Genomic DNA, 23,410 nt, shown 5'->3' with positions numbered 1-23,410 from the left:
CCCTCCTGCAAATAGCGAGTAAGTTTAGAACTTACCGCGTAGTGTAATGCCGTAAGTCCGCGGTTCCGCAAGAAAAGCGGAGTAAGTCTGTTGCGGAGCCACGAAAGGCGTGTTGAAGGCCACCTGCGTATACCCAACGTCAAACAAGTTATTGACCCAGCCCTCGATCGCGAAGCGATCCGCAATATTGGTTAGACCCACACGACCGTTCACTACGACGAAGCTGTCCTGTTCCTTGCCGAAGAGCAGGTCGGAGCCGGTGTTGTAATCACCAGCCATACGAGCGTTCACGAAGAACAGGCCTTCGAGGCCACTGTCGCCGATTGGCGGCGTCCACGTGAGCGACGATGTTGCCACGATCTCTGGTGCATTCGACAGGTTGTCGCCTGGCAGCAAGCGTAGTGCGGGGTCGAGCGGTGCCCCGGTATCGTCCCCGATAAGATTGTCTTCAAAGCTCGTATCCGAATAGGTGACGCCAAGGGTAATATCCAAATCACGAGCGGGTCGTAGATAGGTTTCGATCTCGACACCTTGAGCGATCACACCTGGTGCAACTTCGTCGGAAGAGCATGCTCCGGTTGTCGCGCTTGCGTCCGTGTCGGCCCCGCCGAGATCGCTATCGCAACTATTGACCGTCTGCACGATGTAGAACGCCCCATTGAACGTGTTCAACTGGAAATTGCTGAACTCTTGCCGGAAGCCTGCAATGCTAACCCCGAACTCACGCCTCGAGTATTTCAGGCCGATCTCATATGCATCGACTGTTTCTTCATCGAACTGCAGCGCGGCTGCGGAGATATTGGCCGGATCGAAAGCAAGCGGATTTGACAGTGCAGACCTGTCGAGGTTGAAACCGCCCGCCTTGTAGCCGCGTGAATACGAACCGTAGACTAGCAGATCGGGCGTAGGCTTCCAGCTCAGGATAGCCGTGCCGGTAAACTCCTCTTCATCGCGCGAGTCCTCGAGAGAAACTCCATCGAGCTCCGATGTCGAATTGCCTTGGCAGGAAAGGCTGATGATACCACCGGCCAGAGGTGCCAAAGTCGGAACCCCCAGAAAGCCTCCGAGCAGATTGCGGTTTGTCGGACAAACCGTGTTGTCGTTGCGGAAAGTCGCGTCGAAGTCTTTGGTTTCGTTTGTATAGCGAAGCCCCAGCGTCAAATCGAGCGTATCCGTGATGGCAAAGATATTATGCGTGAAGAACGCGAAGTTTTCGCTCGTTTGATTGTAGACCTCGCTGACCGTTCCCAAATCGCTGATGCTGGCCAGATTGTCGATACCTGCGAGGATCGCCGGGGTTGCAGCGCCGAATGCCGGGCTTCCGGTCAGCGTACCGTCCAATGCCGCCACGTTGGCACCCAGGCAATTGGAAGCCCCGGGATTGACCAGCGCCGGGTTGATCGCGATAGCGATGCGGCACGCTACGAAATTACCGTACTGGGTGCCGAACCGCAGATTGTCACGCACCTGCAGTTCCTCATTGGCGTAATACGCGCCGATCAACCAATCCAATTTGCCATCGAAGGCCTCACCGGTAAGGCGCAGTTCCTGAGTGAATGTTTCAAAGTCTCGAGCCAGAGCATTCTCGGTCGGAGCGCGGTAGAGAATATCGACAGTAGTGTAATCGGTGTCAGATCCCTGGCTGTTGGCATACTCACGGTAGCCCGTGATAGACGTCAACGTGACGTTCCCGAAATCCCAATTCATCTCAGCCGAAATACCGTAGTCTTCGGTTTCGCCTTCATAGCTTCTGCCCGGCGTAGGGTACAGGTCGCGGTTGAATGTATCTTGGGTAAGGGCACGCGGATCCTGCCCAAGCGCAAGCAACACGGGAACGATCGGATTTTCGGTACTCGTCAGGGCGGCCCCAGCCGATGGCCTCGTAAAAGGATCAAATCCGGCGCTGATCCGTGCAAGCGGGGCAAACTCGGGCTGAACGAACGTCGCGGCACAGCACGCTTCGTCCTTTTTGGAATAATCCCCGACAAGGCGAATGGACAGGTCGTCATTGGGTTCGAACAGGAGCTGACCGCGGACCAGATAACGATCGCGATTGTTGATTGTCCCGCTGTTGGTAATATCGTTGTAGAAGCCGTCGCGTTCAAAATATACCCCGTCAACGCGCGCAGCTACTCTATCGCCAAGCGGAGCGTTTATGCCGCCTTCGACGCGGATCGCATCATAGTTGCCATAAGTGAAGGCCCCATACGCGCTGAAATCGAACTCGGGCGGTGCGGTATAGATATTGATCAGGCCTGCCGATGAGTTCCGCCCGCCCAAAGTACCTTGGGGACCGCGAAGTATCTCGACCCTGTCGATAGGTCCGAGCTCACTCAGGGCGCTTCCCGAACGAGAGCGATAGACTCCATCGACGAAAACCGCGACCGAACTTTCCAGACCAGGGTTGTCGCCGACCGTGCCGATACCGCGAATACGCGCGGAACCGTTAGCTTCGTTGCCGGTGGAAGATACAAGTAGGGACGGGGCGACCTGGTTCAGTTCACGAATGTCGCTGGCGCCCGAATTCTGGAGGGTTTCTCCGGAGACAGCCGACACGGCGACCGGAACATCCGCAAGGACCTGTGACCGCCCTTGCGCGGTAACAATGATCACGTTCTCGTCTTCGACATCGGCCCCTTCGACCAGATTTGCATCAGGTTCGCCACTGTCTTGGGCGAAGGCCGCTGTGGGTGTGAAGGCAAATGCCGTTGCCAATGCACCAAGGGCGCAATGGTGCCGTGATGGAAGTCTTTTCATGTCTCTCTCCTCTACGAATGTGCCCCATCCTAGGCACTAGTCGATCTTAGAAACGATGCCGGTAAGTACCTTTCATTTCAAGACCTGGTACAAGAACTGATGGTTTATTCCGCATTGTCGAAATTCATGTGGCACAAATACCATGGAGGTCACTACATGCAGGTTTCTAGTAGCCAGAAAGCTTGGAAAATCGGTCCTTTAACCAGCTCGACGAACCGAAGCTCTGCTCCAGCACGCGGGCGCGCTTGAGATAGAAGCCGACGTCGTACTCATCGGTCATGCCGATCCCGCCGTGCAGCTGGATGCCCTCGTTTGCCATGGTGTGCATAACGCGGTTGGCTTCCGCCTTGGCGATGGTCGCCGCCCGCGCAATACCGAAACCTGCGTCGACGGCTTGCAGGCCCGCCTCGACCGCCGAACGCATTTGCGCGAGATCGGCGAAGAGGTCGGCCATGCGGTGCTGCAGCGCCTGGAAGCTCGCGAGCACCTGGTTGAACTGCACGCGCTGCTTCAGATAGGCGAGGGTATCGTCGAACACCTGCTGCGCCATGCCGAGCATTTCGGCCGCCGTCAGCACGCGCGCCCGGTCGAGGACGTCGTCGAGCAGGCCGTCGCCGCCATCGGCCAGCTTGTCCGCTGCCGCACCGTCGAACGTGACGTCGGCATGGCTACGCTGATCGGTGAGCTTGCGCGTGGCGAGCGACACGCCATCGCCCTTCTCGACGAGGTAGAGCCCGTCCTTCGCGGCGACCACGAACAAGTCCGCGCCATGCGCCTCGTGGACGAAGGCCTTCGTACCCGAAAGCTTGCCGCCCGATACGCTCGATTCGATTGTCGAAGGGTCGTGGGTCGGGCCTTCATCGATGGCGAGCGTCGCGATTGTCTCGCCGCTGGCCAGCTTCGGCAGCCACTTCGCCTTCTGCTCCTCGCTGCCACCCAGCACGATGGCGCTTGCGGCCACCGTGTTCATCACCAGCGGGCTGGCAGTCAGCGTCTTGCCGAGTTCCTCGACCACGAGGCCCGCCGACATGAAGCCGAAGTCGGACCCGCCGTGCTCTTCAGGGATGATGACCCCGGCCCAGCCCATTTCGGCCATGGTCGCATAGGCATCGCGATTGAACGCTTCCGGCTCGCCGCCGGCGCGCACCTTGCGGAATTCGATGACCGGGCTTTCGTTGACGGCCCATTCGCGCGCCATGTCGCGCAGCATTTCCTGTTCTTCGTTGAGAACTGCCATTGTCTTGTCTCTCTCGCCTTACTGGTGCCGAAACTTACTGATGATCCAGCATGCCGAGCACGCGCTTGGCGATGATGTTGTTCTGGATTTCGGTCGAGCCGCCGTAGATCGTCGTGGCCTTGCCGAAGAGCCAGCCGCGCACCGCTTCGAGCTCACTGTCCCTGAAACCTTCGCCTTCCCAGCCCAGGCCCTGGAGCCCGCGGATTTCGATCAGCAGTTCGCTGCGTTCCTGGCTGAGCTTGGTACCGAGCTTTTTCAGCACCGAACTGATTTCGGAGACGCCGCCGGCTGCCTTACTTTCCTCGACTGCGCGGCGCGCGGTGAGAAGGAAGCTGTTCCAGCGGATCTCGAAATCGGCGATCTTGTCGCGCAGGACGGCATCGGCCAGTTCGCCATCGTCGCCGGTCGGCCGATACTTCTTGGCGATCTCGCCGAGGCTCTGGCCCATCAGGCGGGCGAGGCTGCCGCCGCCCGAAATATTGGTGCGCTCGTGCTGGAGCAGGCGCTTGCCGATGGTCCAGCCCTGGCCCTCCTCGCCGACGAGGTTCTCCTTGGGCACCTTCACATCGGTGAAGAAGGTCTCGCAGAACGGGCTGGTGCCGCTGATCATGGTGATCGGGCGGACTTCCACGCCGGGCGAATCCATGTCGATCAGCATGAAGCTAATGCCCTTGTGCTTGTCGCTCTTGTCGGTACGGACGATGGCAAAGCACTTGTCCGCCCACTGGCCGCCGCTGGTCCAGGTTTTCTGGCCGTTGACGAGATAGTAATCGCCCTTGTCCTCGGCAAAGGTCTGCAAATTGGCGAGGTCGGATCCGGCATTGGGTTCGCTATAGCCCTGGCACCAGCGGACTTCGCCGCGGCAGATCGGCGGGATGTGCTCTTTCTTCTGCCCCTCGCTGCCGTATTCCAGCAGCGTTGGGCCGAACATCATCACGCCCATGCCGCCAATAGGATTGTAGGCCCCGGCCTTGCCCATCTCCTGCTCGAGGATCTTGGCCTGCGCCTTGCTCAGGCCGCCGCCGCCATATTCCTTCGGCCATGTCGGCGTGCCCCAACCGCGTGCGCCCACGGCTTCGCGCCATTTCTTCTGTGCGGGGGTTTCATTGGTCGGGCCGTCTACGCCCGCGAGCGCGTTGTTGGTGCCCTTGAGTTCGTCGGGAAAATTGTCCGCCAGAAACTGCTGCACTTCCGCGCGGAAGGCGTCTTCGTCTGTCTGGGTTACGGGCTCAATTTGTGTTGCCATGGGCGTTTTCTCAAAGAATCGAGGAAAGATAGATAAGAATGTAGGCTACGGGGACGAGAATCCCTCCATCAGTATTGCTGTTCGGGTAGGTGAAGAACCAATCCATCCAGCATCGGCTTCATCGGAATCTGGCAGGCGAGGCGACTGTATTCGTTGGTGCCCTCGGCGAACTGCAAGAGGTCGGCCTCCATTCCGTCTTGCATTAGCCGACCCACCTTGTCGATCCATTCCGGATCGACGTGCACATGACAGGTCGCGCAAGCACATACCCCTCCGCAATCGCCATCGATACCCGGCACGTCATTGTATAGCGCCGCTTCCCTGGCTGTCTCACCTTCTTCTATTTCGACCTTTCGTCGCTCACCATCGCTAGCCACGAACGTAACTTTGATCATCTTGAACTCCGCATTTCGATCTCGAGAGTCAGCAGGCGTGGAGCCGCACCGGCAGCCTGGTGATTCCGCGGACGAGGTTTGAAAAAAGACGCTCCGGCTCGCCTGTAACTTCGACCCGGGAAAATCGCTTGTGAATTTCTTCCCAGATGATCCGCAGCTGCAGTTCCGCGAGCCGGTTTCCCATGCAGCGGTGAATGCCATAGCCGAATGAAAGGTGATGACGCGGATTTTTGCGGTCGATGATGAACTGGTCCGCGCGTTCGATAGCACTCTCGTCGCGGTTGCCCGACAGGTACCACATCACCACCTTGTCGCCCTTCTTGATCTGTTTGCCGCCGATCTCCCAATCCTCCAGCGCGGTGCGGCGCATATGGGTGAGGGGGGTCTGCCAACGGATGATTTCCGGAACCATTTTGCCAATGAGCGAAGGATCCGCGTCGAGTTTCGCGTATTCGTCCGGGCTTTGGTTCAAGGCGAGCACACCGCCGCTGATGGAATTGCGTGTCGTGTCGTTTCCACCGACGATCAGCAGCATAAGATTGCCGAGAAACTCGAGGAACGGCATGTCGCGCGTGGCGGGAGAATGAGCCATCATCGAGATGAGGTCGTTCTTCGGCTCCTCGTTTATCCGTTCGTCCCACAGAGTCTTGAAATACATTGCGCAACCGATGAGTTCTTCGCGCCGCGCCTCGTAGGATTCGACGATCCCGGTTTCTGGTGCCGCAGTTGCTACATCGGACCAGCGCGTCAGTTTGCGCCGCTCCTCCCAGGGGAAATCGAACAGGGTCGCCAGCGTCATTGTCGTCAACTCGATCGCAACCTTGTCCACCCAGTCGAAATCTTCGCCAATCGGGAGTTCATCGAGAATCTTACCTGCGCGTTGACGGATGACCGGTTCGAGCAGTTGCAGGTTGGACGGGGCCACGGCAGGGGTCACCGCCCTGCGCTGCTGATCGTGCTTGGGCGGGTCCATCGCTATGAACATTTCCAGTTCGAGCGCGCCTTCCACCGAATGCATGTCCTGGATTGCAATTCCGCCTAGCTTCGCTTCCGAAGAGAAGACCTTATGATTAGTGTCCACCGCCATGATGTCGTCGAACTTGGTAATGGACCAGTAAGGGCCGACATAGCTCTCGCGGCAGTAGTGGACAGGTTCTTCGGCGCGCAACCTGTCAAAAAATAGACCGATGGTATCGTTCTGAAACAGGCTTGGCCGGGCCACGTCGATTTCCTCGATCGGAATTGACGCGATCCTCGCCGCGGCATCCGGCTCGGCGATCTGGCTGTCCATAAGAACTATTCCTTCTACATCACAGGCCTGATCGGCCTTCAGTCATCCATAAACGAGACGTTTCGTGCAGTCAATAAACAGTACACTCTTTTAGTCCCTTGCAGGCACAAGTCCCATCCGATAGAGTGGCGATCCGGCGAAGGTTTGAGAAAATCCTTATACTTTTTTTTCGAGAGGTGCGGGTGTGCTGATGAGTGGCAGATGCCAGCAGTGAAGAAGGCCAAGCGTGCCCTTTCTCTTGCGCAAAGCATCGTGCGGGACATCGAGGCGGGTCGCCATAACCCGGGTGACAGGCTTCCGCGCGAGGATGAAATGCTCGCGCGTTACGAGGTTGCGCGCGCAACTTTGCGGGAGGCTTTGCGGTTCCTGGAATTGCAAGGGGTCATCCATCTCCAGCTCGGCCGGGGTGGAGGTCCCGTCGTAGCCCGTCCGCAGACCGGCGATTTTGCAAGCAGTTTGTCGCTGATCCTGCATTTCATGGAAGCCGATTTGCGTGGTTTGCTTGAATTGCGCGAAGCAATTGCTCCCGATGTCGCAGGGTATGCAGCCCAGCGTGCAACTACTGCCGATCTCAGCGCGTTGGCAGGGTGTCTGGCGGAATTGCGGCATCATGAAGCCTCTGATCAGTTCGAGGAACTTAATCGCAGATTTCACGACTTGTTGGGTTGGGCGAGCGGCAATCCGCTGTTCGGTTTGCTGACCTCTGCGATGCATCTGTTGACCCGCGAGTTTTCCCATTCGCTGGGATATTCGGCACAGGAACGGGCGGTGCAGATGAAGTTTTTGGTGCGGGTGCTCGAGGCAGTGCGGATTGGCGACAGCGCCGCGGCCCGTCAAGCAATGAGCCGGTTGGTGGCCGGCTCTGCTGTCTATCTTTCGGAGCGCAGTCCCGAGCTGGTCTCGCAGCGGGTGCGGTGGGGGCAGCTGTAGAATTTTCAATAGTTTGAGTGTGCGTTTAGGCAAGTGGCTGGAGAGGAAGAATGGCGTTGAAGAGCCGAATATGCGAAATGCTGGGGATCCGGTACCCGATCCTGCTTGCCGGGATGGGCGGAGCGAGCGTTCCGGCGCTGGCGGCTGCGGTTTCGAATGCCGGCGGGCTCGGGGTCCTGGGTGCCGCGGCGTGTTCGCCCGATCAGTTGCGTGACTGGATTCGCCAGACCCGGGAATTGACCGACAAACCTTTCGGTGTCGATACGCTGCTCCCCGCGTCGGTCAGGCGCGGCTCTGCCCCTCAAAGCGGTGCTGCACCCCAAAATCCCATGGATCTGATGGGTGAATATCAGCAGTTCACGCGCGACTTCATGGATCGTGAAGAGCTTCCGGAGGTCGATGCCGCCGCCGCCATGCGGGCGGCGGGCGCGCCTGAAATGGGCAAGGGCGGCCCGCAGTTGTTCTCGAAGGAATTCTTTGAGGCGCAGATGGAAGTGGTGATCGAGGAAAAGGTGCCGGTTTATGCTGCCGGCCTTGGCAATCCTGAACCGTGGATGGATCGGCTCCATGCCAATGGCACCAAGGTCATGGCGGTGATCGGCAAGGTCAAGCATGCCGAACAGGTCGTCGGGTCGGGCATCGACATGATCGTCGCGCAAGGGCACGATGGCGGAGGTCACAACTCGCCGATCGGGACTATTTCCTTGATTCCCCAGGTGGTCGACGCCGTTGGCGATCGTGTTCCTGTCCTTGGGGCCGGCGGTATCTCGGATGGCCGGGGTGTTGCCGCTGCGATGATGCTGGGGGCAGAGGGCGCGTGGGTCGGCACGGCATTTCTCGCGACCGAGGAAGCGGGCATCGAGCGCTTCCAGAAAGAGGCGATCACCGAAAGCGGCGATGCCGATACGGTCGTTAGTCGATCGCTTACCGGCAAACCGGCGCGCATGATCCGGAACAAATGGGCCGACGCCTGGGTGCAGGCCGGAAAGGAACCTCTGCCGATGCCCTATCAATCGATGATTTCTGGCCCGGTCATGGCCTCCGGGATCAGGGCAGAGCGCAAGGATGTCATCCCCGGCTTCGCTGGCCAGGGCATCGGCCTGATCGATTCGATCCGACCTGCCGCCGAAGTGATGCGCGACCTGGTCGATGGAGCCGAGAAGGCGTTGGCGTCCGCCGGTACCTACAAGTGAAGCGCAGGAGGCAAGAAGATGGCTTACGCCAAAGGTCATGAACTGCGGCGCCCCGTAGAGCCGCTGAAGGCGCTGGGGGCGATGAGGCAGCTGATTGCAGACAAGGAGGATACGGCGCAGGTGTTCCGTATCGTCAAGGCATTGTCGGGCAATTCCTATTATCGGAATTTCAATCGCTTCATGAAGTCGAGCGATGGGCGGCGTATCGCTTCCGACCGGGCCGACCTGCTTGAAACCTTGTGCGATCGCAAACGCCTTGCGACCTGTGCGTCTGGCACGCTTGGCCGAGCCTACCTCGATTTTGTTTACGGGGAGGGTCTGACAGCAGAAGGCCTGGCGGAAGCTAGCGAGGCCGGAGGTCTGGAGGACTTCGGCGACCCCGATGTTTCCCTCTATCGTCGGCGCCTGCGCGATTCGCATGACCTGTTTCATGTCGTCACCGGATACGGCAGGGACGCACTGGGCGAATTGTGCGTTCTGTCCTTCGGAAACGCGCAATTCTATAATCACGGGATCGCCTTCATTGTGGCCGTCGGCATTCCCAAGAGGAAACTGGAAGCCACCCAGTTGCCAGTGGCCCGCGCTGCATTTGAAGCGTGGCGGCGGGGCCGGGCAGCGGCCGATCTGACCACCTTCTACTGGGAAGAAAATCTCGATCGTCCGTTGGAGGATGTCCGCCGCGAGTTGCGACTGCGTCCGCCGGAGACCTATCAGAGGGTGCGCGCTCTTTCCGAACAGCTCGAACGCGATTACCAGGCGGTCAGGCAGGCATGAGCTTAAGCGACAAATCGGCCATCACCGGAGTGGGCGAAACCGCTTTCGTGAAAGGCACCGAGAAAACCGCGGTCGACATGATGCTGGAAGCATCGCGCAAAGCCATAGCAGATGCAGGGCTGAAGCCGTCGGATATCGACGGCATGGTTCCTCCGCCGATCTACACCACCTCGGAAGAGATGGCGGCTAACCTCGGTATCGAAGTTCTGCGCTATGCCTCTACGGTCCACATGGGCGGGGCGAGCCCTACCACGGCACTCCAGAACGCCGCGATGGCAATTGCCAGCGGCTTATGCGACCATGTGCTGGTGACGCTCGGGTGGAACGGTTATTCCGCCTTGCGGCCCAAGCCTGGCGCACCGCCGACGCGGCCGATGAACATGAACACCCTGACGAATACGATCCAGGGCTATTACATTCCGTATGGCGTGTTCCTGCCGGTGCAGATGTATGCCTGGCTCGCCACCCGGCACTCCCGAATTTACGATATCGGCCCGGAAGCGATGGCGGCCGTTGCCCTAGCGTGCCGTCGCCATGCGCAGATGAATCCGCAGGCCTTCACTTATGGCCGGGAACTGGATGCCGAAACCTACCATTCCGCGCGCTGGATATCCGAACCCTTTCGCCTCTACGATTGCTGTCTGGAGACTGACGGGGCATGCGCAGTCGTGGTTTCGCGAATGGACCGCGCCAGGGACATGCCGCATGTTCCCGTGAGCATCGCCGGTGCGGCTGAAGGGCATCCTTACCCCGCCGACGATATCCCTTCGCGTCCCGACCCCTTCAAGATCGGCCTGAGCTACGCCGCGCCGCGCGCGTTCGAAATGGCGGGGGTCGATCGCGAAGACATGGATTTTCTGCAGATCTACGACTGCTTCACCTACGTGGTTCTCCTGCAGCTGGAGGCCCTGGGCTATTGCGAACCAGGTGGACAGGCAGAGTTCGTCGCGAATGGCCAGATCGAGCTGGGCGGGCGCTATCCCGTCAACACCCATGGCGGCCTGCTGAGCGAGGCCCATGTCTGGGGACTGAACCATGTCGTCGAGGCGGTGCGTCAGTTGCGCCACGATTGTGGGGAGCGGCAGGTCGAAGGCGCCCAGACCGGCCTGGTTACCGGCTGGGGCGATCTGGGTGACGGCAGTATAGCGATTTTGAGGAGGTATGCGTGAGCGACGAGAAAGATCTGCCGCCCAAGATGCGCCCCTCGGCGCAGGCCACACCGCCCAAGCCAAAGCCCCGCCCGCAGGATCCGGTGGAACAGGAATTCTGGAACCGGTGCCAGGACGGCAGCCTGTACTTCCAGCAGTGCGGCGGATGCGGCAGTTTTCGGCATTTGCCGCGCTACATGTGCGCCCGATGCGGTTCTCCCGAATGGTCGTGGGAGCGTAGCACCGGCAATGGCACGCTGTTTTCCTGGACGGTGACCCATCAGGCACTGCATCCCGCCTTCGCCGGTGAGATTCCCTTCATCGCTGCGGTGGTGGAACTGGAGGAGGGAGTGCGCATGGCAACCCGGCTGGTCGATTGCGCGCTCGACGAGCTTGAGCTCGATCTGCCGGTCACGCTGGATTTCGAGCCGATCTCCGAAGATTTTCGCCTGCCAGTATTCCGGCCCGTCGCGATCGCGCGCGCAGAAGGATAGACCAAGATGGATCTCGACTACGGACCCCAGTATGACGCGTTTCGCGAGGAAGTGCGCCAGTTCCTGCAAACCCACGGTCACCGCGCACCCGATGGCCAGGGCCGTGCCGCGCGCCCTTCCCCCGAAGCCGTCGAATGGCAAAAGCTGTTGATCCTGCATGGTTACACGGCGCGTACGATTCCCAAGGAATACGGCGGATACGGAGCCGAGCCGGACATCCTGAAATCGCGGATCATTGCCGAGGAATTTTCGCGCGCTGGCATCCCCGCAGGCCTTGCGAACCAGGGCATTTCCATGCTCGTTCCAACGCTGCTGGAACTCGGAACCGAAGCCCAGAAACGGCAATGGATCGAGCCGACCCTTAATGGCGAGATAGTCTGGTGTCAGGGATATTCGGAACCTGGAGCGGGATCGGACCTCGCCGCGCTCAAGACCAGCGCCCGGGTTGAAAATGGCGACTTTGTTATCAACGGACAGAAGATCTGGACCAGCACGGCCAAGCAGGCGGACATGATCTTTTGCCTTGTGCGGACCGAGCAGGATGCGCCCAAGCACGGCGGCATCTCCTACCTGATCTTCTCGATGGACACACCAGGGATCGAGGTCCGACCACTCAAGACCATGACCGGTCATGCCGAGTTCAATGAAACGTTCTTTACCGACGTGCGGGTTCCCATGGACCAGATCGTCGGGCAGCGCGGGCAGGGGTGGTACGTCGCCAATGCCACACTGGGCCATGAACGTGGCATGCTGGGCGATCCCGATGCACTGGAAAACCGGCTCCAGGCGCTGGTCAGGCTGATGCAAAAAGAACGCATCGGCCAGGGTTGCGCAATGGACAACGCCGTTCTGCGTGACCGGCTGGTTGCATTGCAAGCCGAAGTCGCGGCGATGAAACTTAACGGCATGCGCATCCTGTCGAACAGCTTTAGGGGCGATCCCGGCGGCATGGCGAAACTTGTCGTGAAGCTGCAGAGCTGTGAGCTCGCCCATCAGATTTCCGCGCTCGCGATCGACGCAATGGGCGAGATGGGCATACTCTATCACGGCAGCGAGCGCGAGCGCGAAGACGGCGCCTGGCAGTGGAACTACATGTTTCAGCTTGGTCTGATAATCGGTGGCGGCACAGCCCAGATCCAGAAGAACATCATCGCCGAACGCGGGCTGGAAATGCCGCGCGAGCCCAAGCTCGCTAGGCCTGCCGCGGCCGAACAGGCGACGGCCGTTGCGAGCGGGCAGAAAAAGGGAGCCGCCTGATGGATTTCGGACTTTCGCAGGACCAGCAGATGCTCTGCGACGCGATCAGTCGCACTCTTGCTGATACTTGTCCGCTCGATCATGTGCGCGAATGCGCTGAGGGCACGGTTCCCTTCATCGACAGGGTGCGTTCGGCGCTGGGCGAACTCGGCATTTGGGGAATGATGGTTCCCGAACAACATGGCGGGCTCGGGATGACAATGCTCGATGCCGCCGTCGTTGCTGAACAGCTTGGCTATGCCGTCGCGCCGGTGCCTTTTATCGGTGCCCATGTACTGGCACCCCTTGCGCTGGCACAGTGCGGTAGCGAGGAGTTGAAGGCGCACTGGCTGCCGAGGATAGCGAAGGGCGAAGCGCAAATCGCCGTCGCGATCGCCGAAACGGTCGAGATCCGGGACCGGGCAGGCGTGGACTTCGACGGCGCAAAGCTCGACGGAACGGCTTTGTTCGCGCTCGACTTCCTGGAAGCCGACGCGTTTCTGGTAGCCGATACCGCCGGTCGGATCCACTTCGTACCTGGCGATGCTGCGGGTCTGGAGAAGGTTTCCCTCACGACGATCGACCGCACCCGGAGCGTAGGAGAATTGCGGTTTTCCGGAGTAACGGGCGAAGCTCTCGCGGACGATGATGGATGCACAAGCAGGCGTCTGCGCGACGCTGGCCGAGTGCTTCTGTCGGCCGATAGTCTTGGTGCAGGCCAGGCTATGATCGAAAAAGCAGTCGACTATGCCGGGCAGCGCGAACAGTTCGGACGAGTGATCGGCAGCTTTCAGGCGGTCAAGCATATGTGCGCGGAAATGGCTGCCCGCCACGAACCATGCCGTTCGCTGGTCTGGTATGCCGCCCATGCGTTCGATGCGACGCCCGACGAGGCTTCGCTGGTGGCATGCCATGCCAAATCACATACGGGCGAAGTCCACCGTTTCGTCGCCCGAACCTCAACCGAGGTGCATGGGGGGATGGGTTTTACCGATCTCCTAGGTCTGCATTTCTGGTTCAAGCGAATCGGTTTCGACCGCCAGGTTCTGGGAGGTCCCGAAGCGGTCCGGGCCGAAGCAGCGGCCTTGCAGGGATGGACGCAGGTCGCATGAGACAATGAATTGGGCGCACGCTACCGACAAAATCGTGGTTACCAAGGAGAGAGGAATTAATACGTGATCGACTGGAACCTTGGCGACATCCTCGATGCAATCGAACCTGCGGTCCCGGAAGATGCTCCGGCGCTGATTCACGGCGACCGGATCATTACCTGGCCAGAAATGTCGAAACGTTCGAACAATCTGGCGCGCAATCTGCGCGCGCAAGGTGCAGGCGATGGGGCGAAGATAGCCTTCTACATGCGCAACCGTCCCGAATACGGGGAATTGATGGCCGCGTGCTTCAAGGGCCGCCTCACGCACGTGAACATCAATTATCGTTACCGTCCCGAAGAGGTTTTCTACATCTTCGACGATTCCGATAGCGAAGTAATCGTTTACAGTTACGAGTTCCGCGACTGCATTCTTGAACTTAAGGAGCGATTGACCAAGGTTCATACATTTGTCGAAATCGGCGATGCTTCGCAGATCTCTTCCTTCGCGCTTCCTTACGAAAAACTTGTAGAAGGTCACGGCGCGCCTCTCGATATCGAGCGTTCTCCCGATGACCTGCTGTTCATATATACAGGCGGTACCACCGGCATGCCCAAGGGCGTGATGTGGCGACACGATGACATGCGCAAGGCTCAGCTCGACGCGCAAAAGCTGCTGGGTCCGGTTCCCCAGACCATGGAGGAAATGGTGGCCCTGGTGAAGCAGGGCGAGCTTGCGCGCATCACTTTGCCAGCCTGCCCGCTGATGCATGGAACCGGGTTCATTACTGCTATCGGCACGCTCATGTCGGGCGGGGCCATCGTCACGCTGTCCGATCCATCCTTCGACGCGGAAGAATTATGGGATGCGGTGGATCAGCACAAGGTGCAGAGCATCGCCATTGTCGGTGACGCTTTTGCCAAGCCCATGCTGCAGGCGCTGGACGCACACCCGAAGCGCTGGGACACGAGCAGCCTGATTTCGATCATCTCGTCCGGCGTCATGTGGAGCAAACAGGTAAAGGCGGGCCTGTGCAAACATATCCCCCAGGTCATCCTCATGGACAGTTTTGGCGCTTCGGAAGGGTTGGGCTTCGGCTTGTCGGTGACGACCGCACAGGGCGGCACCAACACCGCGAAATTCGGAATCGGGGAATTTTGCGACGTATTCGACGAGAACGACCGGAAGGTCGAGGCGGGGAGCGGCGTGCCCGGCTTTATTGCCCGCAAGGGCGCAATCCCCACAGGATACTACAAGGACCCGGAAAAGTCGGCCAAGACTTTCAGGACGATCGATGGCGTGCGTTACTCAATCCCGGGCGACTGGTGCCGGGTGGAATCCGATGGAAGCCTGACCTTGCTGGGCCGCGGCAGCGTCTGCATCAACACCGCAGGTGAAAAGGTTTACCCCGAGGAGGTGGAGGAAGTGCTCAAAACCCATCCCGCCATTGCCGACGCGCTTGTCGTCGGGGTGCCTGATGAAAAATGGGGCGAAGCGGTGACCGCTGTGGTGCATTTGAACCAGGATGCGGACTTCGACGCGCAGGCGATCAAGGATCACGTGCGCGAGCAACTGGCAGGCTACAAAACGCCCAAGGCGATTTGCCCGACGCAAACTGCCTTGCGCGCGTCAAACGGCAAGGCGGACTACGCTACGGCCAAAGAGATCGCGAAAGAGGGTGCCGGAGCTTCGTGAGCCATTCGCCCCCACCTGACTATGATGTCGTTATCGTCGGGGCCGGGTTCAGCGGAATATACCTGCTTTACAAGCTGCGTCAGGCGGGGTTCGATGTTCTGCTGGTAGACGCAGCGGAGCAGCCGGGGGGAATCTGGTACTGGAACCGCTACCCGGGAGCGCGGGTCGATTCCCAGGTTCCACTTTACGAATTTTCCATAGCCGAAATATGGAAAAGCTGGACGTGGAGCGAACGATTTCCAGGCTGGGAAGAACTGCGCGCCTATTTCCTCCACGTCTGCGATACGCTCGACCTCTGGCCCGCAATGCGAATGAAAACACGGGTCGAAAGCGCGCAGTTCGATGACGACACCGCTTGCTGGCGATTGAAGCTCGACGATGGCGGAAAAGTAAGCGCGCGTTTCCTCTTGCCGGCCCTGGGGTTCGCCTCGCAACCCTACATTCCCGATATCCCGGGTCTTAGCGATTTCGAAGGCGACTGGTGCCATACCGCCCGCTGGCCGCAGGAAGGCATCGACCTTTCCGGCCGCCGGATCGCCCTGATCGGCACGGGTGCCAGCGGCGTACAGGTGGCGCAGGAGGCGGCAAGCTGCGCGGAGCAGCTGACGCTTTTTCAGCGAACCCCGATCCTCGCCCTTCCCATGCGGCAGGAAAAACTGGACGCTGATCGTCAGCTTCGCGAAAAATCCGAATATCCCGCTGTCTTCCAGAAAAGGCTGACGACAAGTGGCGGTTTCGAATGCCAATCGCTTGACATCTCGGCCCTGGCTGTGACCGAGGAGGAGCGGACTACGCATTTCGAGGATTTGTGGCAGCGAGGAGGGTTGCGCTTCTGGTATCATAATTTCGCTGACATACTGACGAACGAGGACGCCAATCGCCACGCCTATGATTTCTGGCGTGACAAGGTGCGCGAGCGGATCTGCGACCCCATCATTGCCGAGAAACTTGCTCCCGATGAGCCGCCACATCCCTTCGGGACCAAGCGACCATCGCTCGAACAGAATTATTACGAGATCTTCGCACAAGACAGTGTGACGCTGGTCGATCTGAACGACACCGCGATCACTCGCGTCACCCAGGCCGGGATAGAAACAGCCACAGGCATGATCCCGTGCGATCTCATTGTCTTCGCGACCGGCTTCGATGCCGGTCGTGGCGGGCTCATCGACATGAACATCACCGGCCGCGGCGGGCTGGCGCTGGCAGAAGCATGGAAGAGCGAGATCAAAGCCTATCTGGGCATGGCCCTCGCCCAATTTCCGAACATGCTGTTCGCATATGGCCCCCTCAGCCCTTCAGGCTTTTCCAACGGTCCGACAAGCGCCGAGATCCAGGGTGACTGGATCTGCGATTTCCTGATCTGGCTGCGCGATAACAGCATCGGCCTTTTCGAAGCCGATGCGCGGGCCGAGCGAAGCTGGACCGATATGGTCGCACAGACAGGGGCGATGACGCTCTTCCCCAAGGCTGAATCGTGGTACATGGGCGCCAATATTCCCGGCAAACCCCGACAACTCATCAATTTCCCCAGCGTATCTGGTTACGCCGATCTATGCCACGATGTCGCACGGCACGATTATCGTGGTTTTATCAGGAATACACTATCCGGTTTGGAGACTGCGCCAAAATGAATGAGATGAATGCAATCCATAACGGGTCAACAGATATCGATCCCGTATGGGCCGGCGATGGGGCGGATATTCCCGAATGGTTCGCCTGGGCGCTGAGCGTGCCGCGTGAGGAAGGCTTCGTAGAGGTTGGTGGGGCGCGGGTGCATTATCTTCGTTGGGGCAAGCGTGACCGGCCCAAATTGCTCATGACCCACGGGTTTCTCGCTCATGCCCGCTGCTTTGCCTTCATCGCACCGTACTTTGCCGAAGACTACGACGTGGTGGCCTTCGACCTGGCCGGTATGGGGGATAGCGAGATGCGCGGCGTGGCCGATATAGCTGCGCGGGGAAAGGAATTTGTCGAGATCAGCGAGGCGCTCGATTTGTTTGCGGATGGAAGCAAACCGACGATTATCGCCCACAGCTTCGGCTCGGGTGCAGCACTGACCGCCGTTTCCCAATCGCCGGATGCCTTCGCCGGCGTTATTGTCTGCGACCTCATGGTGATGCGGCCCGAAAAGCTGGAGAGATACTGGACCATGGGCAGATCGAGCCCCGGGTCGGGTAATCCTGACAAACCGGTCCGGCGCTATCCCAGCTACGAAGCGGCGCGCGAGAGGTATATCCTGTCGCCGCCGCAGCCAGTTGGTGAGCCGTTCCTGTTGGACTACATGGCCTATCACTCTCTCCGCCGCGATGGCGAGGAGTGGACATGGAAGTTTTCTCCCGAAGTGTTCCGGCGCAGCAACAAGCCCGACGAATGGCTGACCGTGGGCCAGAGGCTGGTCGATGCGCCCGGTCGCAAAGCGATTGTGTACGGCGAGAAAAGTCAGCTCTTTGATCGCGATTCCGCCCGCTATATCCGGGAACTGGGAGGGGGAAATATACCAATTGTTGCAGTGCCCGATGCACGCCATCATCTCATGCTGGATCAGCCGCTCGCGTTCGTCGCTGCGCTTCGGGCGGTACTGGCCTTTTGGAGCCTCTGAGATCTCCCCATGCCAAGAGGCTGGTTCCTGGTCAGAGGCCAGCGAGATGGGGGCCAAGGGCATCCATATTCAACTTGTACTATATCCGAACCATTGTCGCCGTCGGCATGGCGAACGCTTCGTTTGGTCTCGACGCCAGCTGGGGCAAAAGCTTTATCGGGAGCAACTCGCTTAGCGCGCCAACCATTGCTGATCTTTAGCAAACGTTCACTCCGCGTGCGATCTGGATCGTGGCCCATGGGGTCAAGAGATAAGGCGCTTTACTAATATCACGCGGATGTATATGCCCTTGGATGGGGATTGGGCTAATTCTCTCCCTCTCCTCTCCTTAGACTGAGGGGCGACCCTCGAGGTCGCCCCATTTTGCAGTAAGCGACGGAGCTAATTATCGTCGCACTGAAGAGATGGGAAGGGATGCTATATGACACTGAGAGCGATGGCGCTCGCCACTTCGGCCATCTTGGCTTGGCCGCAGATGGCTTTAGCGCAGGATTCCACAACTGATGAGGCGGAACCCCAAGGATCCGTAATCATCGTGACGGCCCAACGCCAATTTCAAAGTCTGCAAGAGGTGCCGATCGCGGTCAGTGCCTTCGATGCTACGGCTCTCGAAAGCCAGCAGATCGAAAACGCTGCTGACCTTCAATTGACGCTCCCGAACGTGTCATTTTCGAAGGGCAACTTCACCGGGTCGTCCTTCACCATCCGTGGTATCGGCGATCTTTGTGTTGGTGTGACGTGTGACGCAGCGACGGCTATCCATATCAATGGCTCCCCTCTTTTTGGTACCCGGCTGTTCGAAACAGAATATTTTGACCTTGAGCGAATTGAGGTCCTACGGGGGCCGCAGGGCACCCTCTTCGGCCGCAACGCTACCTCGGGCGTTGTCAACCTTGTGACAGCCAAGCCCGACCTCGGTTCTTTCGGCGCGGCCGGAGAATTCGAGTATGGGAATTACAACAGCATCAAGGCCGAGGGGATGGTCAATGTCCCGATCGGCGATTCTATCGGCGTTCGGGTAGCCGGATTCTTTCTGAATCGCGACGGTTACACCACAAACCTTTTCGACAATTCGGATGTCGACGACCGAGACATGTACGCTGTTCGTGGTTCACTTCGTTTTGAACCCGGTGCCGATACCACTCTCGACTTCATGGCATATTATTTCAGGGAAGATGACACCCGTTTACGTAGCCAGAAGCAGGCCTGCCAGCGTGACCCGCTCGGCGTGCTGGGTTGTCTGAACAATCGCCGCGACTTTGACATCACCAATGCCAATTCCACAGTCGGCGCAACGCTCAGTTCGCAAGAGTTCTTCGCTATTCAGGGAATTCCCTCGGTACTGGGATTGGGAAGCCTGTACGGCCCCGATGCATTTGCAGGATTCGACAAGCCCGACGATGTGCGCACGGTAAACACGGCGTATACTCCATTCTATTTTACTGATGAACTGCAGCTACAGGCCCGCCTCGAGCAGCGCATCGGAGCCATGACACTGACTGCAACCGGTCTTTATCAGGACACCGAAGTCGATTCGCGGCAGGACTACTTTCTGGGCATTCAGGATCGTACCGGCTTTGCTACGGCCTTGAACGTGTTGTCCGGCTTCGCGGCCAACGGTTTGCCTACCGGCCTCCCCGCACCTGCACCGGCGTTCGTGCCAGGTTCTTCGGCGTATTTTACTCCGATCGTGGTGGCTCTCATCCCCAATGGCCCAGGGGGCGTATTGTGTACCTCCGATAACGATGATGGGAACAGGGGCGCGTTCGAAGGTAATGTATTGTGCAGCGAAACGCCGCTATCCTTCGACAGGTCTTCAGAGCAACGCGAATCCTAGAGCGGCGAAATCCTCCTTTCCAGTGATTTCGACGGAGCATTCAATTTCCTGCTTGGGGGGATCTATGCAAAGTCCAAGACTACCGACAACAGTTACTATGTAAACTCATTCGCGCTTGACTACGCCAGTGCCGTTCTGGGATCGTTCGGTACTTTGGCAGGCGGTGCACCGCCATCCTACTTCGCGACATCCATGTACCGCAACAATTCTCTCGAGGCTAATCTTGAGAGCTTCGGTGTGTTCGGAGAGATCTACGTCGACCTGACCGAGCGTCTGACCTTCACCGGAGGTTTGCGGTATAACGACGACAAGAAAGACGTGACTGCGCGCACGACCTTGATTAGCTTCCTCAATCCTTACGCGTATGACGGGGAGCCGTTCGACAGCCCGATCACTCCCTTAACCGGTCCCTCTGGTGTTTTTGATGCCGATCCTGGTACGCCAGGTGAGCAGCTGACGCAATTCAGAGAAGTAGGTTTCGATGAAATAACCGGGCGTGCGGTGCTCGACTACGAAGTTACGCCTGACAATTCGATTTACGCGTCTTATGCGAGGGGCTATAAATCCGGGGGTATCAACCCGCCCCTTTCGCCCGTTTTCGATGTGGCTGAAAGCTTCGGATCAGAAACCATCGACGCATTTGAAATCGGATCGAAAAATACCTTTGCGAATGGTGCCCTGCAATTAAACGCTACTGCATTCTACTATAGGTATAGCGGATTGCAGCTTAGCCGCATCGTCGCCCGTACCTCAGTCAATGATACTATCGATGCCGATATCTGGGGTGTGGAGATAGAGTCCGTTATCCGGCCCGATCCCGATTGGCTTGTCAACCTGACTTTCAGTTATCTCAACGCGGAAGTTGCCGGCGACCAGTTCTTCTCCAATCCGCGCGACCCGGGTGGCGGCGATCCTGATGCCGTCATCATCAAGGATATCAGCAATGGTGCTAATTGTGCCGTAACGGGGCCAGCCCCCGGCGTGGCCGACGCATTCGTTGCCGGAGTGAACGCAGCTCTGGGTCTTCGTGGTCCCGAAGAATTTCCTAGCGACGGCAATCTTGCGTCGAGCGGCGCATTCAGCATTTGCGATGTCTTGGTTGGAGCCGTTCCGGCGGGCAGCGGCCTTGCGTTGTTAAGCCCTGGCGTAGAGGTCAACATAAAAGGGAACAAGTTGCCGCAGGCCCCCGAAATGAAGGTTTCGATGGGTGTGCAGTACACCGCCACTTTCGACAATGGCATGACCCTGGTTCCTCGCGTGGACGTAGCGCTGACTGGTGAGCAATACGGCAATATCTTTAACGGCAGGGTCAACCGGATCGAGCCATTCGTGCAAGCCAACGCGATCGTGCAGTTGAACAGTGCGGATGAGCGTTGGTTCGTGCGCGGATTTGTTCAGAACATTTTCGACAGCAGCTCGGTGACAGGTTTGTACTTGACCGACGCATCCTCGGGAAATTTTACCAATATCTACACTTTGGATCCTCGTAGATATGGTGTTGCTTTGGGGTTCAGTTTCTAACAGGTCCAGATCGTGTTGGCGGGGAGATCGGTGGTCCCCCCAACGACCCGAACGGACAGTGCCAGCTGGTTCGTATTTCGACCCATGACTTTGTAGCTTTCCCAGAGCGGCGTGATGCTCGATGACCGCCTCGTAAGCCTACCGACGAGACGGTCATCGAACCGGCCAAACGCGAGCTGCATCGAAATGCCTGTACGATCGCTCGTTGCTGTCGCTACGAGATGCTCGCGGAAAGCTTAAGGCCTAACATAGATACGACAATGAAGAGTCACCGAATAGCGCAATCGGGATATCCGATGGTGATACTGGCGAACGCACTCTGCGAAAGGCGGAAACATTCTGACCCCTATGATCCAAGGTTGGGTCACCGTGCACAAGGAGCTGACGCGTTAGGAAAAGTTGGAAGAGGTTTCGGGGCAGACTTCTGAGAAAACTTATCCTAACTCTGTTCAGGTTTCATAACTGATTTTCGATCGACCGGAGCTGGCTCAACCGACGTGCGATTGTCGCGAGACAATTCGACCCATCCCAACCCAAGCGACTTCTGGATCGCGATCCAGCCATTTGTCATGGCGGCGATCGCCCGATCGAGATTTGCTCTGGCCTGTTCGCGCTTGCGGATCGAAGTGTTGAGTTCGCCTTGCGAGATTACCCCTGCGGCGCGGCGTTGCTCGTTAAGCTCCACAGCCGTGTCGGCCTGTCGACTGATCTGCGCCAGCGCGGCTACGTTGGCTCGTTGTTGCCCGAACCGAGCAAGCGATTGTTCGGCGTCGCGTAGTGCGCCCATGACCACTTCAAGATAGCGCGCTTCGGCCTCGTCGCGCGCACTCTCGGCCTGATCGATCGATGCTGCCGTGCGGCCGAAATCAAGCAGGTTCCACTGCAGCCGCGGCAAGGCGATTGCCGATAAGTTGCCCGGGTCGAGGATGTCGTCGGGCTCCGATCCGCCCAAACCGAGAATCCCCATGAAGGAAAGCTTGGGGAAGCGAGCAGCCTCTGCCACGCCGATGCGCGCATTCGCCGCGGCCAGCATGCGTTCGGCGGCTCGAACATCCGGCCGCCGCGCTATCAGCGCTGCGGGATCGCCCACCGCGACCCGTTCGGGGGGAAGCGGAATTTCGGCCTGAGCCAACAGGAGCCCGTCGAGTGCGCCGGGCGCTTCGCCCGCCAGCACCGCGAGCGCGTCCTTGAACACATCTATGTCCGCTTGAGCTTCGGCGATTTGCGACTTGAGCAGTTCGAGCTCGGCGTTCGCGTCACCGACCGGAAACAGTGGGAGAGTGCCCTGTGTATAGCGCTGATAGGTCAGTTCGAGAATCTGCTGCTGCAATTCCCGTTCTCGCTCGACAAGCTCGAGCCGCCCCTGCGCTTCTCGCAGGCTCACATACGCCCGCGCGACTTCGGCGGCGAGCTGGACTTTCGCATCCTCGGCGTTCGCCACCGAGGCCGCAGCCTGAGCGTTAATGGCCTCGACACGCTGTGCCTGCCCCCCAGCGAAATCGATCTCCCAGTTTGCGTTGAGCCCGACGTTGTAGACGCTGACGCTGTCCTGCTCTTCGGTGTCTGCAGGAGCGCCGGGCGATCCCGGTGGCGGGCCGCTGCCGATATCTAGCCCTGGGATATTCGCCTGGACCGCAGTCGCCTGCGCAGCCACGGCGGGTAGCCGGTTGGCGCGCTCCTGGCGGACAGAAGCCCTTGCCTGTTCGATGCGAGCGCGCGCCGCGGCCACGCCCGGATTGCCGACCAGCGCGCGCGCTTCCAGATCATTGAGGACCGGATCGCCGAGCAGCGTCCACCAGTCGCCGGCAATCGGCGCTGACGGATCGATTTCGGGGCCGGCCCGTACGAACGCGTCGCTTGCGGCGGTCGCAAGTTGCGGAGGACCGGCATAGTCGGGACCGGACATGCAACCCGCGAGGAGCGCCATGGGAGCGAGGAGGGTTAGGGTATTGCGCATAGAGTC

General features: G+C 59.1%; 18 protein-coding genes. 12 read left to right on the top strand and 6 right to left on the bottom strand.

What is annotated here, in order from left to right:
* Window positions 1-24 precede the first annotated feature (24 nt).
* The 5 genes from Q9K01_RS11605 to Q9K01_RS11585 form a co-directional block, all read right to left on the bottom strand.
* On the bottom strand, window positions 25-2,757 hold the full coding sequence (locus Q9K01_RS11605; protein WP_305930407.1) for a TonB-dependent receptor: 2,733 nt from the start codon (window positions 2,755-2,757) through the stop codon (window positions 25-27).
* Between the two features lie 166 nt (window positions 2,758-2,923).
* Window positions 2,924-3,994 carry an acyl-CoA dehydrogenase family protein gene (locus tag Q9K01_RS11600; RefSeq protein WP_305930406.1) on the bottom strand — a complete coding sequence of 357 codons (1,071 nt, stop codon included), beginning with the start codon at window positions 3,992-3,994 and terminating at the stop codon, window positions 2,924-2,926.
* 34 nt (window positions 3,995-4,028) lie between these two features.
* Window positions 4,029-5,240: an acyl-CoA dehydrogenase family protein gene (locus Q9K01_RS11595; RefSeq protein WP_305930405.1), complete on the bottom strand. Its 1,212-nt coding sequence runs from the start codon at window positions 5,238-5,240 to the stop codon at window positions 4,029-4,031.
* A gap of 68 nt (window positions 5,241-5,308) precedes the next feature.
* The gene (locus tag Q9K01_RS11590; RefSeq protein WP_305930404.1) at window positions 5,309-5,635 is read right to left on the bottom strand and encodes a 2Fe-2S iron-sulfur cluster-binding protein; all 327 of its coding nucleotides are present in this window, start codon (window positions 5,633-5,635) and stop codon (window positions 5,309-5,311) included.
* Window positions 5,636-5,663: 28 nt separating this feature from the next.
* Complete coding sequence (locus Q9K01_RS11585; protein ID WP_305930403.1) at window positions 5,664-6,926, bottom strand: cytochrome P450; 1,263 nt, start codon at window positions 6,924-6,926, stop codon at window positions 5,664-5,666.
* A 201-nt stretch (window positions 6,927-7,127) separates the two neighbouring features.
* Between Q9K01_RS11585 and Q9K01_RS11580 the strand changes: the two genes are divergently transcribed.
* The 12 genes from Q9K01_RS11580 (at window position 7,128) to Q9K01_RS15415 (ending at window position 21,447) form a co-directional block, all read left to right on the top strand.
* Window positions 7,128-7,856, top strand: coding sequence for a FadR/GntR family transcriptional regulator (locus tag Q9K01_RS11580; protein ID WP_305930402.1), 729 nt, complete (start codon window positions 7,128-7,130; stop codon window positions 7,854-7,856).
* A 50-nt stretch (window positions 7,857-7,906) separates the two neighbouring features.
* On the top strand, window positions 7,907-9,049 hold the full coding sequence (locus Q9K01_RS11575; protein WP_305930401.1) for an NAD(P)H-dependent flavin oxidoreductase: 1,143 nt from the start codon (window positions 7,907-7,909) through the stop codon (window positions 9,047-9,049).
* 18 nt (window positions 9,050-9,067) lie between these two features.
* Entirely contained in the window at window positions 9,068-9,823 is a 756-nt protein-coding gene (locus Q9K01_RS11570) for a Coq4 family protein (protein ID WP_305930400.1), read from the top strand.
* A gap of 29 nt (window positions 9,824-9,852) precedes the next feature.
* Window positions 9,853-10,992, top strand: coding sequence for a thiolase C-terminal domain-containing protein (locus tag Q9K01_RS11565; RefSeq protein ID WP_305930399.1), 1,140 nt, complete (start codon window positions 9,853-9,855; stop codon window positions 10,990-10,992).
* Window positions 10,989-11,465: a Zn-ribbon domain-containing OB-fold protein gene (locus Q9K01_RS11560; protein ID WP_305930398.1), complete on the top strand. Its 477-nt coding sequence runs from the start codon at window positions 10,989-10,991 to the stop codon at window positions 11,463-11,465. Before Q9K01_RS11565 ends, Q9K01_RS11560 begins: the two co-directional genes overlap by 4 nt.
* 6 nt (window positions 11,466-11,471) lie before the next feature.
* Window positions 11,472-12,722 (top strand): acyl-CoA dehydrogenase family protein, encoded by a 1,251-nt coding sequence (locus Q9K01_RS11555; RefSeq protein WP_305930397.1) that lies wholly within the window; start codon window positions 11,472-11,474, stop codon window positions 12,720-12,722.
* Window positions 12,722-13,813, top strand: coding sequence for an acyl-CoA dehydrogenase family protein (locus Q9K01_RS11550; protein WP_340324270.1), 1,092 nt, complete (start codon window positions 12,722-12,724; stop codon window positions 13,811-13,813). Before Q9K01_RS11555 ends, Q9K01_RS11550 begins: the two co-directional genes overlap by 1 nt.
* 63 nt (window positions 13,814-13,876) lie before the next feature.
* The gene (locus Q9K01_RS11545; RefSeq protein ID WP_305930395.1) at window positions 13,877-15,487 is read left to right on the top strand and encodes an acyl-CoA synthetase; all 1,611 of its coding nucleotides are present in this window, start codon (window positions 13,877-13,879) and stop codon (window positions 15,485-15,487) included.
* Window positions 15,484-17,121: a flavin-containing monooxygenase gene (locus Q9K01_RS11540; RefSeq protein WP_305930394.1), complete on the top strand. Its 1,638-nt coding sequence runs from the start codon at window positions 15,484-15,486 to the stop codon at window positions 17,119-17,121. Before Q9K01_RS11545 ends, Q9K01_RS11540 begins: the two co-directional genes overlap by 4 nt.
* Entirely contained in the window at window positions 17,118-18,089 is a 972-nt protein-coding gene (locus Q9K01_RS11535; protein WP_305930393.1) for an alpha/beta fold hydrolase, read from the top strand. The genes Q9K01_RS11540 and Q9K01_RS11535 overlap by 4 nt, the downstream gene beginning before the upstream one ends.
* Before the next feature lie 421 nt (window positions 18,090-18,510).
* Window positions 18,511-19,926, top strand: coding sequence for a TonB-dependent receptor (locus Q9K01_RS15420; RefSeq protein WP_340324269.1), 1,416 nt, complete (start codon window positions 18,511-18,513; stop codon window positions 19,924-19,926).
* Window positions 19,927-19,935: 9 nt separating this feature from the next.
* Complete coding sequence (locus Q9K01_RS15415; RefSeq protein WP_340324272.1) at window positions 19,936-21,447, top strand: TonB-dependent receptor domain-containing protein; 1,512 nt, start codon at window positions 19,936-19,938, stop codon at window positions 21,445-21,447.
* 439 nt (window positions 21,448-21,886) lie between these two features.
* Here the strand turns inward: Q9K01_RS15415 and Q9K01_RS11525 are convergent, their stop codons facing one another.
* The gene (locus Q9K01_RS11525) at window positions 21,887-23,374 is read right to left on the bottom strand and encodes an efflux transporter outer membrane subunit (protein ID WP_305930494.1); all 1,488 of its coding nucleotides are present in this window, start codon (window positions 23,372-23,374) and stop codon (window positions 21,887-21,889) included.
* Window positions 23,375-23,410 lie beyond the last annotated feature (36 nt).

This window comes from Qipengyuania benthica (assembly GCF_030717865.1).
GTDB lineage: Bacteria > Pseudomonadota > Alphaproteobacteria > Sphingomonadales > Sphingomonadaceae > Qipengyuania > Qipengyuania benthica.
Note: the sequence above shows the minus strand (reverse complement) of the source record. Positions and strands in the feature narration are given on the sequence as shown.